The organism is Kribbella sp. CA-245084 (assembly GCF_050942355.1).
Taxonomy (GTDB): Bacteria; Actinomycetota; Actinomycetes; order Propionibacteriales; family Kribbellaceae; genus Kribbella.
On sequence record NZ_CP192053.1, the window covers coordinates 4801424 to 4817566 of the forward strand.

Consider the following 16143-nt stretch of genomic DNA (forward strand, 5'->3'; position numbering starts at 1 on the left):
CTTGCCAAATCGCCGTCTTGCTGGCGAAAACGGGCAATTCGTTTACATCTGTCCTCGGCGCTGATCAGATTCGGTCACTCCAGACCACCGAGAGGACACCATGCGTTCTTCCGCCCGCCGGCTGCTCGTGCCGGGCGCAGCCTTTCTCCTGGTCGCCGGTCTTGCCCCTCCGACGACGGCCGGCGCCGAACCTCCCCCACCACTCCCCACCGCCGGCGGCGCGGCCGCGGCAGGGGCGACCCCTCTCGACCTCACGCTCATCACCGGCGACAAGGTCACGGTCGCGCCCGGTCCCGGCCGGGCCGTGTCGGTGCAGGCCGTTGACCGCGCGCCGCGGTCGACCGGACCGGTACGGGTCAGCGTCGAGAACGGCGACACGTTCGTCTACCCCGGCGCCGCGATGCCCTACCTGGCGACCGGGCAGCTCGACAAGCAGCTGTTCAATGTCAGCGAACTGGTGGCCCAGGGGTACGACGATGCCCGGAGCAAAGATCTCCCGCTGGTCGTCACCGGCTCGCCCGGCGTGGCCGCCAAGTCCGTGCGCCGCTCGGCGCTGCCGGGCACGACCACCACGCTCGACCTGCCGTCGGTCGACGGCGCGGCCGTCAAGGCCGACAAGGCGGAAGCGACCGCGGTCTGGTCGGCGCTGACCGGGCAGAGCGGTCTGCGGGCGAAGGCGAGCACCGCCACGGCGCCCTCGTTCGCGGCGGGGATCGGCAAGGTCTGGCTCGACAGCAAGGCGCGGACGATGCTCGCGGACACCACCACACAGATCGGCGCGCCCGCGGCGTGGGCGGCGGGCGTGACCGGCAAGGGCGTGCGGGTCGCGGTGCTGGACTCCGGAGTAGACCTGGGGCACCCGGACCTGGCACCGCGGATCGTGGCGACCAAGAGCTTCGTGGCCGGTGAGGACGTCGTCGACCGCAACGGTCACGGCACGCACACCGCGTCGACCGTCGCCGGCACCGGCGCGGCATCGGACGGCAAGGAGCGTGGCGTCGCACCGGATGCCGATCTGATCGTGGGCAAGGTGCTCGGCGACAGCGGCTCCGGCCCGATCTCCGGCATCATCGCCGGGATGGAGTGGGCGACGCGGACCGAGCACGCCAAGGTGATCAACATGAGCCTGGGGACGGCGGCCTGGCACACCCAGGACGATCCGCTGAGTCAGGCCGTGAACGAGCTGAGCGCCGAGACCGGTGCCCTGTTCGTGATCGCCGCGGGCAACTCGGGAAGCAGTCCGTACAGCGTCAGCTCACCGGGTACCGCGGACGCCGCCCTGACCGTCGGCGCGGTGGACGGTTCGGACCAGCTGGCCGACTTCTCCAGCGTCGGCCCGCGGCTGATGGACGACGGTCTCAAGCCCGACCTGACCGCACCCGGCGTCGACGTCCTGGCCGCGCGGTCGCAGTACATGAACGACGGCGGCGAGGGCTACTACCGGACCGACAGCGGTACGTCGATGGCGGCTCCGCACGTCGCCGGCGCGGCCGTCCTGCTCGCCGCGCAGCACCCTGACTGGACCGGGCAGCAGCTCAAGGACGCACTGATGAGCACCAGCAACCTGACGCCCGCCTACACGCCCTACCAGGCGGGGACCGGACGCGTCGACGTCGCGGCGGCCTCGCTGCACGGCCAGGTCATCGCCAGCGGATCGGTTGACGCCGGGCTCGTCCCGTGGTCGCCGAAGCCGACCCGGACGCCGGTCAAGCGCCAGATCAGCTACCGCAACACCACGGACAATCCGCTCACGCTGCAGCTGTCCACCGACCACGCCGAGATCTTCCGTCTCGCCGCGACCCAGGTGACAGTGCCCGCGAGGGGCACAGCCGCGGTCGGCTTCACGGCGGACCCGAACGGACTGGCTCCCGGCCAGTACGCCGCCCAGGTCCTCGCGACTTCTTCGACCGGCACCGTGCACACGGCCGTCGGGCTGGCCGTCGAGCCCAAGAAGTACAACCTCACCGTCCACCTGAACGACCAGACCGGCAAGCCGGTCAGCGGCGAGGTCGAGGTCACCGGAGCGGACGGGAAGTCCACGATGCTGTGGGCAACGGATGGCAAGCTCACCAGCCGGTGGGCGCCCGGCTCGTACACGATCGTCTCGACCCTGGACGTGCCCGGCAGCAACGGCCCGCACTCGCTCGGCCTGGCCTTCCTGACCGCACCCGAGGTCGACGTGACCGCGGACCGGGACGTCGTCCTGGACGCGTCGCGGAGCCGTCCGATCAAGGTCGACACGCCCAAGCCGACGACCGTCACCACGAGCAGGTTCGACCTGTTCCGGTCCTTCACCTCGGCGCAACCGACCCCCGACGACAGGGCGGCGCTGCACGAGATCTTCATGCCGCCGCCGGACTACGACAGCTTCTGGGCACTGCCGACGCAGAACAAGGTCCGCACCGGCAGCTTCGTGCTGACGACGCGGTTCCGTGCCGAACAGACGCCGCTGACGATCAGCTACGACGGCCGCAGTCTCGACGACTCGTTGCTCGTTCAGCCCGGCTCCCCGGCGTTCCGCGCCGGCACGACGCACGTCACGGCCGTCTTCGCCGGCACCGGCACGGCCGCCGAGTACGCCGCTGTGGCCGCACGCGGCAAGGCGGTCGTCGTCCGCAACAGCATCGACGTACCGCCCGCGGACCGGGCCGCCGCGGCGCACGCTGCCGGCGCGGCCATGCTGCTCGTGGTCAACGACGGCATCGGCCGCTACAACGACTGGTTCGGCGGAGCCGACGGCCAGACCCTCGGCTCGATCCCGACGGCGTCGCTCACCCTCGACGACGGCGAGGCCTTGATCAAGAAGCTCACCACGCGCCCGACCGAGCTCACCGTCGCGGCCAACCCGGTGCCGTCGTACCTGTACGACTTGGTCGACTACCACCAGGGCAAGGTCCCGGACGACCCGTCCGCGGCCACGGACCCCGGCAGCCTCGCCAGGATCGAGAACGACTTCGCTCCCCCGAACGGCCAGCAGGTCCTGGAGAGCCGCGAGGACAGCCCGGCGTACGAGTACTTTCCGGCCTCCTTCCCGTACGCCGTCTTCGGGTCGATCCGGGTACCGCGGTTCCCGGCGAAGGCCGCGGTGGGGCACAGGACGGACTGGGTGTCGGCGGGCGCGAAGTGGCAGCAGTACGCCGCGATCAACGGCTGGGCGACGTTCACGGACATCACGAGCTACCGGCCGCGTAGCGTGCAGAGCCAGCGGTGGTTCGGTCCGATCGTGCCGCCGCGGATGCTCGAGTTCGAGCTCCCGCACCGGGTCGGCAACGCGATGGGCGGCATGATCGCCGGGTTCGGGGACGGCGGGTCCGCGCACAGCGGCGACTCGCTGATGACGCGCAGCTTCGCGCTGTACCAGGGCGAGGAGAAGCTGGTCGGGAACGGCCCGCGGCCGGACTTCGGCGTGGGCGACCTGGCGCCGGAGAAGCGGCCGTACCGGTTGGTGGCCGACACCGTCGGGAACGCCGAGCTGACGCCGTACTCGACGAGCACACACACCGAGTGGACCTTCACGTCCGGGGAGTCGGAGAACCAGCCGCTGCCGCTGGCCCAGCTCGACTACGGCGTGGACGTCGACGCGGCAGGGCGGGCGAAGCGGAACTCGGTCTTCGCCGTCAAGCCGGTCGTGCTGGGCAGCAGTGCCCGGCAGGACGCGGTGGTTTCGGTCGGGCTGGAAGTCTCGTACGACGACGGGGCGACCTGGCAACGGCTGCAACTGAAGGAGAGCAAGGGCAGCTGGGAGACGCGGCTGCAGGCGCCGCCGCGGGCCGGGCAGGTGTCGGTGCGGGTCACGGCCAACCAGCGCAACGGCGGCGGCATCAGCCAGACGATCATCCGGGCCTTCGGGCTCAGATAACGCGAGCGGGCGACCGGCGGACACCGGTCGCCCGCACTTCCTCTACTTACGGCCGGGACCGCTTCGGTCCCGGCCCGCCATCCGCTGCCAGATCACCCCAACCAAGCGGCACTCCGGTGCCGCTTCGTTTGGTTCTAGGACAAGTTGCCGGTGACAACCACATCGGGAGGACCGATGTTGCGCGGATCGACTACTACGACGATTCGGACGCACCTGCCACGTCCTCGGCATCTACACCGGCCCGAAACACATGATCCTCTACACCAGCAACGGCAACGCCTCAAGCCTGCTCACCGAGAATCGCCGCCAACCCTCGAGTGCGAGCAGCCACGCCCTCCGTCTGCGCCCACCTGGCAGTCGGCTGTTGCCGTCTGAGAGCGCACACCTGAGTGCCACCTCGAGCTTCGTCGGCGGTGAGAGGAGCATGGACTACTTCTCGTCTGCTCGGGTCCTGATAGTGGCCATCACCTCGCGCACCATGGCCAGCTTCTGACTGAACAAGGGATCCAACAGAGACAGTGATGTCACAGCGAACCAGGCGATACAGAAGAAACTCAGCCCGCCGCCCAACGCACCGTCTACCTGGATCCCGAACCATCGCAAGACAACAACTATGAGTAGGGGAATGGCTCCGATCAGGAGAGACTTTGCGACTTGGCTTGCGACCATCAGGCGCTCGGCGCCCGTTAGCGGCGGCAGGTGCAGCTCTGGTAGCTCGTCATAGTGCCCGGACAGGAGCACGACGCCGATGCCAACGGAGATCGCTGACAAGTGTGCCGCTGTATCCGACTTAGGCAGCGCAACCCAGATCTCCATGGACTCGAGTGAGTCGGCAGCGCCTTGGCACCTCGCACTGAAGATGGCTCGCTGTGCAGGACTCGGCAGCGCGATTGAACCCGGCAGGCCAGATCGCGTTAGGCGCGATGCTCGATGTAAGGCTTTGATCATCGCGCAACGACTCCGGTGACTGATGAACGGCTCCGGCCTGGAGAGAAAGTCCACAACCCGAACAAGTTCGTGCAAGGCGTAGACATGCGGAATCCGCATCTCAGCGCGGCGATTCATGACCGAAATCAGAATCAAGCCGAGCACGAAGACTGCACCGATCAAGTAGCCGTAGAAGGCGAAGAAGATCAGTAGCACCGCGGCAGGCCCGCGGCCGGCTCCCACCAGCGCAGTGGACAGGTCATCGGGGCCTGCTCCCTGTGGCAGGAGGAGCACTCCGGCCGTACCGGCAAGCCCGAAGAGAGTGGACAACACCGCCGCCACAGCGGCGAATGACGGCAACGCACCGAGCGCAAGCGCCGCAGAGATAACAGATGAGGCTATTGCGAGCCACGCGGAACCGAGGACGAGATAGGACCGATGTGTTGTGTCGCCGTAGGCCATCGGCAGAAAGCCCGTCAAGATCAGCGCGAGCGCCGCAAGTCCCGCACTCCGTGCAGTACGCGCCTGACGGCGTACCAGATCGTCAGCGACCTGCCTGGCGCACCGTAGATAATGATTCTTGACCTCGCCGCGATCGCTAGCTGGATACCTGATCGCGAAGGCCTGCTCGAAGCTGGGCCAGGCCCGATACCAGTGTTCCAGAGTGCGGCGGGCGCGTCTGGTGGCTCGAGGTGTTGGGTTCACCAGGAAGGCGAAAACATTGAAGATCCACCTCATAGGACGAAGAAAGTGTCTCAGTGCCTCCGCCATCCCCCTTCGTCCGACTGCCAGTTCCGGTAGTGTGCCGCCCTGCCCCGGGTACCGCGCGCCCGGCATGATCCGCCCGTCAGTCGGATGATCCCCCATGGTTACACTCCCCCGCTGCCCGACTACTGGACCAATTCCGCGCCGTCGCTATCTGATCGGTGTATCGCGTTGTGTCAGCGCATCGTTACCTGATTTCTGCAGATAATGGAACTGCAATTACGCGAGCATTCGATCGGCAGTCAATCATTTGAACCAAAGCGAACCGCACGCGGCCCGGTTCGCTGAGTTCGGGCGGCTCGGAGGAGATTGGGCAGCGGACGCATATCGCGCCACCTTGAAGCCGGTCTGATCTGGCATAACAGGCCCTGGATCAACGCATTCACATCATCCATCGAGGCGGCCTCTGGCGGCGAACGGCGGCCAGTGCTGTCATCGAGGAATGGTCCCCGATGAGCAATCCTCCAGCACCTGTGGGACGAACCCGCAGGTCGCCTGCGGAATCCCTCAGTATGTATGCACGGAGCTGCAGTGGTACCGCAGGGCGACGACGGTCGCCCGCTACGGCAACTACGCACTGGAAATCATTGCCATCGGCGCTGCGGCGGGCGTGCCCGTCGCCACCGCAGCTGGTGGGGATCCCTGGCCGGCAGCAACTCTTGGCGCCCTGGCGGCGGTCGCCGGCGGGGCGCGCCACGTCTTCGGATGGCAACGCACCGGGCCGCCACGAGCCCTGACTCTGGCCCGCATCAAGACCGAGGTCGCGCTGTTCAAGGTCAAGAGCTTGACTTGTGCCGACCTTGTCGAGGACGTCGCCGATCTGGTGGAGCAGGAGGTCGGCGAATTCGAGCGCACGGCGCACAGGTCATCCGCACGCGCGCGTGCCGCCGCGGCCTCAGCGCAACGGGACGTAGGACCACATGGTCAGGTTTAGGTTTGTTACGGAGGAGTTCGCGCCGAGCCAGACCGTGTTGCTTCGTTGGGCACCGAACTGGGGTTTGGACCGGGGAGGCGTGTTTGCCGACGGGGCATGGACCTTCGACCTGGACGAGGCCGCGTTCCCGGACGGGATCGAGTTCAAATTCCTCCTCGCCCCGGATCGATGGATGACCGGCCCGAACCTCACGCTGACGCACGGCGAACTCACGGGAATCCACGACTATCCGGAATCTCGATCCGAACCATGAGTACGACGTCATCGTCGTCGGCTCGGGAATGGGCGGTGGGCTACTCGCCTCCCAGCTGGCCGGCCTTGGCGCCGACGTGCTCGTGCTGGAGGCTGGCTCCTACCTCTTTCCAACCACGTACGTAACCTGCCCCGGCGACTTCACATCGGCCAATTCGACAAACACATGTGTCGGGCAGGCGTACGGGAGGTCGCTCGGGATGAACTGGTCCGGATCGTCCTGCGGATCCCCGGTCCACAAGGGATTCTGGAGATTCACCAGACAGACCAGCTCCGGACCGCCGAGCAGCATGAGGTATGCCGGGTCCCATGCGGTGAAGATCTGGTCGATGAACGCCTTCGTGCCGGCGACATCGGCCACGGCGGAAATCGGGGCGGCGCCGACATTGCGGGCGTCGGCAGCCGCATCCAGTGCTACCAGCCGGGTGGTGATCCCCCTGGCTGCGTCTGCTGTGGCGAGCGCGGTGACGGCAAGCCGAATCTGCCGCCACCTGCCCGCGCCGTACTTCGTCCGCGCCGCGGCGCGGTTCGTGAGGATCACCTTCAGAATGACAGGCGGCGCCATCCTAGGCCGGATCGATTGCGGTCCGGCGCCATTCACTGCGCGCGACGGCGCTCGACGCCACGCAGATCAGCAGTAACACGCCCACGATCAGCCATTCGGCCGAGCCGTCGCCATGATCCGGATCGAATCCGAATGCCTCCAGCCACTCGTGCCAGAACAATGTCACGACGAACAGCACGCCGGTGACAGCAGCGAGTACGGCCTCGAACCAGAATCGCCGACGAACAGTCACCCGTGATTCGGCCATCGTTTGCTCCCTCCAACAGATCGAAATGCCGGCTATACGCCCGAGAGGTCGATAGTGAACATTCCCCGGCCATGAGTGACGCAGATCAGGGTTTCGTCACTCCAGATCAGGTCTTCGACCGAGCAACTGGTCGGGCCTTCGTTGGTGGCCGACCAGGTGGTCCCGCCGTCGTCGCTCGCGAACAGGCCCAACTCGGTGCCCAGATAGAGGAAATCCTGCCGACGTGGATGCACGGTGATCGCCCGGGCCGGCGCCCCGGGCAGACCGGCCCCGATGCTGTGCCAGGTCGTCCCGCCGTCGTCGCTGCGCCAGACATTGTTCGCGACATAGCCACCGAAGGTCGCCAGTACGACGTCCGGTTGGCCGGCAGGCAGTGCGATCTGTGTGCAGAACCGCCCGGTCACGAGCGGCGCCGCGCCCACGCCGTCGACACGCTGCCACAGCGGGGCCGGATCCGTGCCGTCGTCGCTGTGCCAGACCTGGCCGTCCTCGTATCCGACCCAGACCCGATCCGAGTCGCCCGGCGCGATCGAGATCGCACTGATCGCATTGAACGGCCGCGGGGAACCGGGCGAAGCCGACGGCTGCTTGATTCGGGTCCACTTGGGTCCCGAGGTCGGCGTGTTCGGCGCCTTGACGTCGTTCGTCCGCCAGAGCGACTCGCCGCCGGCGAGCATCCGGTCGGAGTCGTTCGGATCCACGGCGAACGGCGCGATGAACGCCGCTCGCTGGGTCTTGGCGTCGGCGATGGTGAACGGGGCGGGCTTGAAGTCCCAACGCTCGTTGACCGCGTCCCAGAACTGTCCGCTGATGTAGCGATCACCGGTGGTGTCGTCGGAGGTTGCCCCGTCGAGGTTGCGGTGGATGTTCAGGAAGACGTACTCGCCGTAGAAGATGTCCGGATCCTGGGGGTCGGACGCACAGAACCCGCCGTCGCCGCCGAAGATCTCGATCCACTTGTCGGTGCCGTTGGGCGGATGGAACGCCAGGGTGCCGTTGTCCTGGGCGCCGCCGATGATCGTGCCCTCGGTGTTGACGGCGCCCGAATAGAACTGGGTTACGCCGTAGTCGTTGTTCAGGTTCTGCCAGCCGTTGACCTTCGGCAGGTCCGGATCGTCGCCTACCGTGCGGATGTCCGGTGCCCGGTAGATCCCGCCGTCGTTGCCGAACAGCACGGTGGTGTTGGTGTCGCCGTCGAAGTTCGGGTGGGATGCGATCGCGTGCTGATCCGCGTGGGCGGACTCACGGCTCCACCAGGTGCTCATCTCGTTCACGGTGTCGCCGCCGTCGGTGCTTCGCCACAGGTCGACGCCACCGACGACAACCAGATCGGAATCCGTGGGATCCCCGGCCCAGATGACGTTTCCGTACCAGCCCTGGTCGCCCAGGTACGACGCCGGATCGCCGTCGCCGTTGAGCGACGTACGTGCGGTGAAGCCGGCGCCGCCGTCGGTGGACCGCCAGATCTCGCCGTTGCGGATGTCGACCGACGCGTAGACGATCTCCGGATCCGCGGTGGCGTAGGCCAGCTCGACGCGACCCTCCCACGGCGTGTCGTGCTCAGCCTCCGTCCAGGTCTGACCGCCGTCAGCTGTCACCCACGCCGTCCCGCCTCGCAGCGAGCCGGCGACAGCCTTGTCCGGATCCGTCGGGTGGCACTTGACGTCCGCGATCTGCGCGGTCAGCACCTTCGTCCAGGCAGTGCGACCCGCATCGGCGCTCCGCGACAATCCGCCGGTGCCGGCGGCCAGCAGGACTTCGCCGGTCGCGTTCACGGCGATCCGGTTGACCGTTGCGAAGGGTGCGCCGAGGGTGGCGGGAAGCTGGCTCCAGGTCACGCCGTCGACCGTGCGGAACAGCCCGGCTCCGCGGATCGCATCGACGTTGAAGAAGCCCTCGCCGGTCCCGGCGTACAGCACGTCCGGGTCGGTCGGATCGATCGCGAGCGAGGTGACAGCCAGATTCGCCATCAGGTCGTCGACCGGTTGCCAAGTGCGCCCGGCGTTGTCGGTGCGCCAGAGACCTCCGCCCGCGCTGGCTGCCCAGATCGTGTCGGGCTCCTGCGGATGGAAGACCAGGGACCGCGTCCGTCCACCGATGTTTCCGGGACCGATCGAGACCCAGTTCGGACGGGCCAGCCCGGCGGTCGGCGCGGGATGGATGCCCAGTCGCTGTGGAGCGACCGTGGTTCCCGTCGGCACACCTGCCACGGCGGCCCGCTCGGCGCGTCGCAGGCGGATGCTGTCGAGCTGGCGGGCGGCGCCCAGCAGGGCGTGCGTGGGGAACAGCCCACGTTCGTCACGCGCTTGGTTCCTTCGGAACAGCTCCCGGGCGCGAGGCATGTCCGGGTACTCCAGCCGTCGCAGCGCACGCGCCAACGCCGGCTCGGGGATGGCCCGGATCCCCGCCGAGGACAAGCCTCGGGTCTGCCGCAGAGTGCGTACCTGCTCGATGGTGAGGCCTCGGTCGGCTAATCCTTCGTTGCTGGTCGTCACGTCACGACCCTTTCCAAGTTCCGCGGATCCGTGTCACTGCCGCAAAGGCGGAGGCCGGCGGCGAGTGCCACGTCGATCCAGGACGGTTTCCCACAGGGGAACCTCGTCGCCCTCCCGGCTCGCGGTCAGGGTGACGACGGTCGTACCGTCGGAGAACGGCTTCGAGTCGAGCTGGTAGACCCGGCCCCCCGTTGACGTCGTCCGTTGCGCTCGCTCGCCGAGTTCGGCGCCCCCGAGCATGGACGGATCGACGTCCTGCACCGCGTGCATCTGGCCGGCATCAAGGTCGACCAGGACCGTTCCGCCGGCCTCGTCGCCCGCGCCGGAAAGGACTTCCGCCGAGGGCGCCGCGCCGCCGTGATACCGCTTCACGGCCCGCCAAACCACCTGGGACTGGCTCCCCTGTGGTTGCGCGACAGCCACGAAGCCACCACTGGTATCCCATTCGTCCGCGGCCCAGTCAGGTACGGGCAGCGGGCCGATGTCGTTCCTGACATCACCGTTCACGGCGTCGAGCAGGGTCAGCTCGAGCCGGCGTTGTTGTCGCCGTACGACAAGTAAGGCAGAGTCGGCAGCCAGCAGCGGGCGACCGGCTCCCGCGACGCGCCACCGCGTGGCCCCGGTGGTCAGATCGATTGCCACGATCTCGTCGCCAGGCAGATTGACGAACCCGGTGTTGCCTGCGGCATCGGTGATCCCGCCCGGAAACGCCCGAGAATCAAGGGCCATGGGCGACATTCTGCTCCTTCCGATCAGCCATGGGAACGGAACTCGGCCTCGACCAGGTGCAACGCATGCAGCGGATGAGGCGACACCCGAAAGCCGACGGAAGCCGCCGTACGGCGTTCTTCGCTGTCCTCCCCGACGAACACGCACCGAGCCGCCGGCACGCCCGCCCGATCCCGCGCCAGAACGAAGAACGCAGGCTCCGACTTGTCCATCCCCTCGACCGAACTGAACAGGCACAATCCCTCGTCGACGAGACTCGCCAGTCCCGACGCGTCCAGCACCTTGTTCATGGTGGCGGCGCTTTCATCGCCGGTGTTGGAGATCAATCCCAACGCCGCCCTCGCCTCATCCGACCGGAGCCGCTTCAAAACGTCCGGCACAAAGGGATACACGTCCAGCCGGGACAGATGCCCCTGCTCGAAGACTCCCCCCGCCAAGGTCTCCCCAATATCGAAAAAGACCGCAAACCCCTCGCCCACCGCCCCTCCCCCCGGACAGCGCTGTCCATTCCCCCACCCCGACAAACAGCGGCAAATCGAGCGTCCCACCGGCGGTGCCAGGTCGCAAGACCATCTGACCTATCTCGACGTCGGGCGGCGGCATTGCCAGGAAGTGCACACCGTGGCTAGCGTCGAATGAGCGGTTCGGTGGGGGGAGGCACTGTGGCCGATAGTGGGTCCATTTCGCTGGGGGCATTTGCCGACAAGCTCGGAGTCGGCTTGCCGCATTGGCAGCTGGAGGCTCTGCGCCTTTCGGCGGCGGTCCAGGTGAACAGGAGAGACCAAGGTGCCACGCGCCGGCTGGGAGTGACACGCTCGATCCTGTTGTGGGCGATCTGCCGAAGGTCCCGGGCCGTGGCCGAGGTGATGTCGAGGGCGGGGCTCGACGTACCGGAGTTCGGTCGGGTCCTGAAGATCACCAGCGAGCCGCTCGTTGACCGGAAGCAAATGGATGTTCAAGGCATCCTCATCGAGCCCGAGCTCGCGGATGCTCTTCGCCATCACCTGAAGGTGCAAGGGTCCGAGGTCAACGAGGTAGATCTTGCCGATGCTCTCCTGCAGTCGGCGCTGACGGATACAGGTGTGGGCAGACTCGGCCAACGACTGCATGATCTCAAGGTCGATGTCGAGCGTGCCCGCCACGAGTTGAGCGAGTTGGCTGCAGGATCCGATGGCATCCGGGACGACGAGCTGTCGCGCAGTGTGAGTTCGGTCCGCGACTCGCTCGGCCCGACGACTCCGGTGACGGCCGGCGCGATCGTGAAGGCCCTGCAAGTCCATCACCCGGGGTACGGCGGTGGCTCCTTCGCCTCTGTGGAAGTTCACGCTGACAGGGGACAGCGACGTACCGTCGACGACTGGCTCGTCGCGGTTCGGCAGTCGTACGGCCCGGGTGTCGTCCAAGCGAGTCGCCACCAGGTGCTCGACGGCTATCTGACCGTACTGGCACTGGCCGAGTTGGAGCCCGCGGTGGCGCAGGACCTCGATCAGAACGCCGTTCGGATCGAGATCCGCCGCGAGTCGGCGCTAGAACCGCGACACCTGGCGGCGTATCGCACGGACTGGTCGACCGACTCGCCTGCAACGAAGGATCTGCTCGGCCGCGAGGACCTGGCGGTGGCCCTGGCCGAGCGGGTCAAGCGATTGGCTTACGACGACCCGGAGCCGCGAGAAGCGTTTCTGGTGCATATCGACGGCCCGTGGGGCGCCGGGAAGTCATCGCTGTTCTACTTCCTTCAGGACAAGCTCAGGCATGACGAGCCCGAGCAGGGCAAGCCCAAACGGGAATTCCTTCCGGTCCCGATCAATGCCTGGCGCGAGCAGCGGGTCGGCGTTCAATGGTGGACGCTACTCAGCGCCCTGCAGCGGGAGATCGCGCAGGACGCGACCGGATGGCATCACCTGTGGGTGTGGGGCCGGACCTTCTTCGACCGGTTCCGGGCCCGATGGGTGCCGTTCGTCATCGCCGTTCTGGTGCTCCTCGGGGTGATGGCGGCCGGCCTCAGGGGAATCGACCTCACCGCTGGAGGGAAGCTGGCGGACTCCGCACTGAAGCTGACGTCGCTGGCCTCGGTCGTGTTCGCCGGGATCGTCGCAGCGACTCGCTACCTCTTGCCCGGGTCGAAGAAATCTGCCGAGAGCCTGACGGAGAACAGCGAGAACCCGACGCGCCAGGTGGGTCGGCTCTTCGCCCGAACGCTGTCGCGGGCCCGTCGTCCGGTGGTCTTCCTCATCGACGACCTGGATCGCTGTGACGCCAAGTACGTCGTGGAGTTCCTCGAGGTCGTACAGACCCTCGTGAAGGAGGCGCCCGCGTTCCTCGAGGATCGCTCGCACGGACAGCCTTCGAAACCCAGGAAGCCGGGGCCGTACGGCTTCGTGGCGGCCGACGGTCGCTGGATCCGCTCGAGCTACGAACAGCAGTTCGCCGCGTTCCAGGCAACCACCGAACCTGGCCGCCCACTCGGGTACCTGTTCCTCGAGAAGGTGTTCCAGCTCCACGTCCTGCTGCCCATCGTGACGCCTGCCGCGCGCGAGAAGTACTTCACGACCCTGCTGACGCGCGGCACGATCGAGCCGGACACGACCGCCGAACAATGGAAGCTCATCGCCAGCGCGCAAGCCGCGGTCGACGGCGCCAACAGCGAGCAGGGGTTGATCTCGGCCGGCCGGATCGCGCAGGGCATCACCGACCCCGGCCGACGCATCGAAGTTCTCGGGCGGGCGGCCGTACGGTTCTCGGAGCGCGCGATCGAGAACGCGACCACGCACGACCTCGCCCCCTTCGTCCCGTTGCTCGATCCGAATCCGCGCAGCATGAAACTCTTCGTCAACACCTACGGGGTCCTGCGATCCCTGCGGACACTCGAGGAGGCGTTCGTGCCGACCGAGCAACTGGCGCTGTGGACCGTGATCGAGATCAGGTGGCCGCAACTCGCCGACCATCTGCGCGCCCACCCGTCAACGATCGACGACTGGAAGAACAACAAGAACCCCTTGGCGGTCGAGGTCGACCAACTGCTTCGCGACGAAGCGGTCACGGGACTGCTGCGCGATCCCCGCTGGACCAACCTGAACAGCACCGTGATCCGAGCATGTGCCGGTGTGGTCTGATCCTCCGCCAGCCACACCCGACAACTCCGAGCTGTTCCGTACGACGATGCCTTGGCTCGGCCTCGACGACACCTACGGGTTCTACGTCGACGGAGTACCGGCCGTCACGCTGGCGATGTCGAACGTGATGTCGCTGTTCGCGATGCACAGCCGATGGACGGGCGCGCTCATCGGCCACCTGGCGGCGCTCGAGATGACCTCCACCCTGCCCAATCGTCAGTACGCCGCGGGCGCCATCCGGCTAGGCGCCTCCGAAGACGAAGCCCGCTACTTCACCGAGCACGTCGAGGCCGACGCCGTACATGAACAGATCGCCGCCCACGACCTGTGCGGAGGCTACGTGCGACAACACCCAGACGCGATCGGCGACGTACTGTTCGGTGCCCGCTGTTCACTCGCGATCGACGACCTCTTCGCCGATCACCTGCTCACCAGGTGGAACCACAGCTCCCACCTTGTGGACCAGTCGCGATCAGCTCTCCCGACCTGATCAAACGCCACGCAGCCGTCGAGGCGCCGCTGTCAGTCGGGATGGGAATGCTCATTCCTCCTCACCTCCTGGCGTGGTCCGGCGGGCAAGGTCTGCGTCGCGGATCTCGTCGGTGGTCTGGGTCAGGGTGTTGATCTGGTCGGCCAGGTCCGGGTGGGTGGTCCGGAGCGACCGGGCCGCGTCCGACAGTGGCTCGACCAGTCGTGCGGCATCGTCACTGCCGAGGACGTCCCGCACCCGATCGATCGCAGCGCGCGCGTCGCCGGAGACGGACCTGGCGGCGTCAGCGGAAAGAGCTGTGATCTGGCCGGCGAGCTGACGAAGTCTGGCTGCGTTGACGCGAGCCCAGTCGGCAACAGCACGTTCGCCGGAACGCTGATTGCGTGCCGCGTCGACGCGGTGTTCGCGAGTCGTGCCGGCGTGCTCGACGGCCCGTGGCTTGAGCCGTAGATATCGTCGCTCGGCGGCCTGCCGACTGGCGACCCCGAGCGCTGGGGCGAGCTGCGCCCACGTCAGGCCGCTCGCCCGCGCCATGTCGATGAGCATCGGCTCCCACTGGTCGAGGCTGCCGCGCAGCCGCGCCAGCGCTTCCAGGGCTGCCACCAGCTCTGACGCGTCCGCGTCGTCGAGCCGATCGGCCGTCTCGAGCAGCTTGATGCCGTCGATCAGAGCCTGCCGCTGTTCACTCCAGGCCACTTCACACCATCCGTCATCTATTGGATGACACTCCGGCTTGTCATCGATTCGATGACATGCTACAACAGTGGCGCGTGTTGACGCCACCAGAGCTGACATCAGGAGGTGTACGACGATGTTGATGCGCACGGCCCCCTTCCGCGAGCTGGACCAACTGACCCACCAGCTCCTCAACCTGCTGACCGTGAAGGCGGAGCGCCGCCCGCCGCACGTCTCCGACGACGTCGAGAGGCAGGTCGCCGAACGGTCCTTCGGGGTCTTCTCGCGACAGTTGTTCCTGGGCGAGCACAGCAGGGGAACGAAATGGCGCAGGTAGATCGCACCGGAGACATGGCCGCCGGCGGACCGCCGGAGCCGCTGCCCGCACTCGGTCCGGTCGACGTGACGCATGCCGAGGTCTTCGCCCGGCTCGCAGTCGAGATGCACGACGCCGAAGGGCTCGAGGAGACCATCGATTCAGTCGTGCAGTTCGCGCTCCAAGCGCTGGACTGCAGCTACGCCGGTGTGGCTCTTTCCACCCGTGGCCGGCCCGAGATTCCCGCTGTCACCGACCCCGTTGTCGCCGAGATCTACCAGATACAACTCGACACGGGTGACGGGCCGTTGGTCGCCACCATGCGAGACCAAGTCACCATCTCCGTCCGCGACACGACCACCGATTCACGGTGGCCGACCTGGGCCGCCAGAGTCCGCCAACTCGGCGTACGCAGCGTGCTGGATGTGCCGTTGCTGCTGGGTCCCGAGTCGTCCACGGTCGGCGTACTGGGCCTCTACAGCCGTATCCCCGACGGTTTCGGCGCGGATGACGAAGCGATCGCCCATATCCTTGCGCGGCACGCTTCAGTCGCCGTTGCGAATGCGCGGAATCTGCAGAACCTCACGGCGGCGGCCGACGCCCGCAAAGTCGTCGGCCAAGCCATGGGGATCCTGATGGAACGCTTCCAGCTCGACGCAGACCGAGCCTTCACCGTCCTCAAGCGCTACTCCCAGGACACCAACGTCAAACTCCGAGACGTCGCCCAAGAACTCATCAACACCCGCACACTCCCCCGCTAGCCCTCGACCGGCGCG

14 protein-coding genes are annotated in these 16143 nt (G+C 67.1%); 7 read left to right on the top strand and 7 right to left on the bottom strand.

Features of this window, described 5'->3' with window-relative positions; genetic code table 11:
• Positions 1-100 precede the first annotated feature (100 nt).
• Positions 101-3859: a S8 family serine peptidase gene (locus tag ACQPYH_RS23040; protein ID WP_432874895.1), complete on the top strand. Its 3759-nt coding sequence runs from the start codon at positions 101-103 to the stop codon at positions 3857-3859.
• A gap of 429 nt (positions 3860-4288) precedes the next feature.
• Here the strand turns inward: ACQPYH_RS23040 and ACQPYH_RS23045 are convergent, their stop codons facing one another.
• A complete protein-coding gene (locus tag ACQPYH_RS23045) occupies positions 4289-5524 on the bottom strand; it encodes a hypothetical protein (protein ID WP_432874897.1) in 1236 nt (411 codons plus the stop codon).
• A gap of 469 nt (positions 5525-5993) precedes the next feature.
• Here ACQPYH_RS23045 and ACQPYH_RS23050 point away from each other — a divergent pair, with 469 nt between their 5' ends.
• Both ACQPYH_RS23050 and ACQPYH_RS23055 read left to right on the top strand, forming a co-directional pair.
• On the top strand, positions 5994-6485 hold the full coding sequence (locus ACQPYH_RS23050) for a hypothetical protein (RefSeq protein WP_432874900.1): 492 nt from the start codon (positions 5994-5996) through the stop codon (positions 6483-6485).
• A gap of 79 nt (positions 6486-6564) precedes the next feature.
• Positions 6565-6738 (top strand): hypothetical protein, encoded by a 174-nt coding sequence (locus ACQPYH_RS23055; RefSeq protein WP_432874903.1) that lies wholly within the window; start codon positions 6565-6567, stop codon positions 6736-6738.
• A 99-nt stretch (positions 6739-6837) separates the two neighbouring features.
• Here the strand turns inward: ACQPYH_RS23055 and ACQPYH_RS23060 are convergent, their stop codons facing one another.
• The 5 genes from ACQPYH_RS23060 to ACQPYH_RS23080 are packed head-to-tail and all read right to left on the bottom strand — an operon-like array spanning position 6838 to position 11252.
• Positions 6838-7278: a hypothetical protein gene (locus tag ACQPYH_RS23060; protein WP_432874906.1), complete on the bottom strand. Its 441-nt coding sequence runs from the start codon at positions 7276-7278 to the stop codon at positions 6838-6840.
• Positions 7279-7303: 25 nt separating this feature from the next.
• Positions 7304-7549, bottom strand: coding sequence for a hypothetical protein (locus ACQPYH_RS23065; protein ID WP_432874909.1), 246 nt, complete (start codon positions 7547-7549; stop codon positions 7304-7306).
• Between the two features lie 32 nt (positions 7550-7581).
• Positions 7582-10044 carry a WD40/YVTN/BNR-like repeat-containing protein gene (locus ACQPYH_RS23070; protein ID WP_432874912.1) on the bottom strand — a complete coding sequence of 821 codons (2463 nt, stop codon included), beginning with the start codon at positions 10042-10044 and terminating at the stop codon, positions 7582-7584.
• Between the two features lie 33 nt (positions 10045-10077).
• Positions 10078-10773 (bottom strand): hypothetical protein, encoded by a 696-nt coding sequence (locus ACQPYH_RS23075; RefSeq protein WP_432874915.1) that lies wholly within the window; start codon positions 10771-10773, stop codon positions 10078-10080.
• A gap of 23 nt (positions 10774-10796) precedes the next feature.
• The gene (locus ACQPYH_RS23080) at positions 10797-11252 is read right to left on the bottom strand and encodes an HAD family hydrolase (protein ID WP_432874918.1); all 456 of its coding nucleotides are present in this window, start codon (positions 11250-11252) and stop codon (positions 10797-10799) included.
• 375 nt (positions 11253-11627) lie between these two features.
• On the opposite strand from ACQPYH_RS23080, the gene ACQPYH_RS23085 reads away from it, so the two are divergent.
• Together ACQPYH_RS23085 and ACQPYH_RS23090 are read left to right on the top strand one after the other, a co-directional pair.
• Entirely contained in the window at positions 11628-13886 is a 2259-nt protein-coding gene (locus ACQPYH_RS23085; protein WP_432874921.1) for a P-loop NTPase fold protein, read from the top strand.
• A complete protein-coding gene (locus ACQPYH_RS23090) occupies positions 13876-14376 on the top strand; it encodes an iron-containing redox enzyme family protein (protein WP_432874923.1) in 501 nt (166 codons plus the stop codon). The genes ACQPYH_RS23085 and ACQPYH_RS23090 overlap by 11 nt, the downstream gene beginning before the upstream one ends.
• 51 nt (positions 14377-14427) lie before the next feature.
• Here ACQPYH_RS23090 and ACQPYH_RS23095 read toward each other — a convergent pair whose 3' ends face one another.
• Positions 14428-15072 (bottom strand): hypothetical protein, encoded by a 645-nt coding sequence (locus ACQPYH_RS23095; RefSeq protein WP_432874926.1) that lies wholly within the window; start codon positions 15070-15072, stop codon positions 14428-14430.
• Positions 15073-15187: 115 nt separating this feature from the next.
• Between ACQPYH_RS23095 and ACQPYH_RS23100 the strand changes: the two genes are divergently transcribed.
• Positions 15188-15388 carry a hypothetical protein gene (locus ACQPYH_RS23100; protein WP_432874929.1) on the top strand — a complete coding sequence of 67 codons (201 nt, stop codon included), beginning with the start codon at positions 15188-15190 and terminating at the stop codon, positions 15386-15388.
• Positions 15376-16128 carry an ANTAR domain-containing protein gene (locus ACQPYH_RS23105; RefSeq protein WP_432874932.1) on the top strand — a complete coding sequence of 251 codons (753 nt, stop codon included), beginning with the start codon at positions 15376-15378 and terminating at the stop codon, positions 16126-16128. The genes ACQPYH_RS23100 and ACQPYH_RS23105 overlap by 13 nt, the downstream gene beginning before the upstream one ends.
• The last annotated feature ends 15 nt before the right edge of the window (positions 16129-16143 follow it).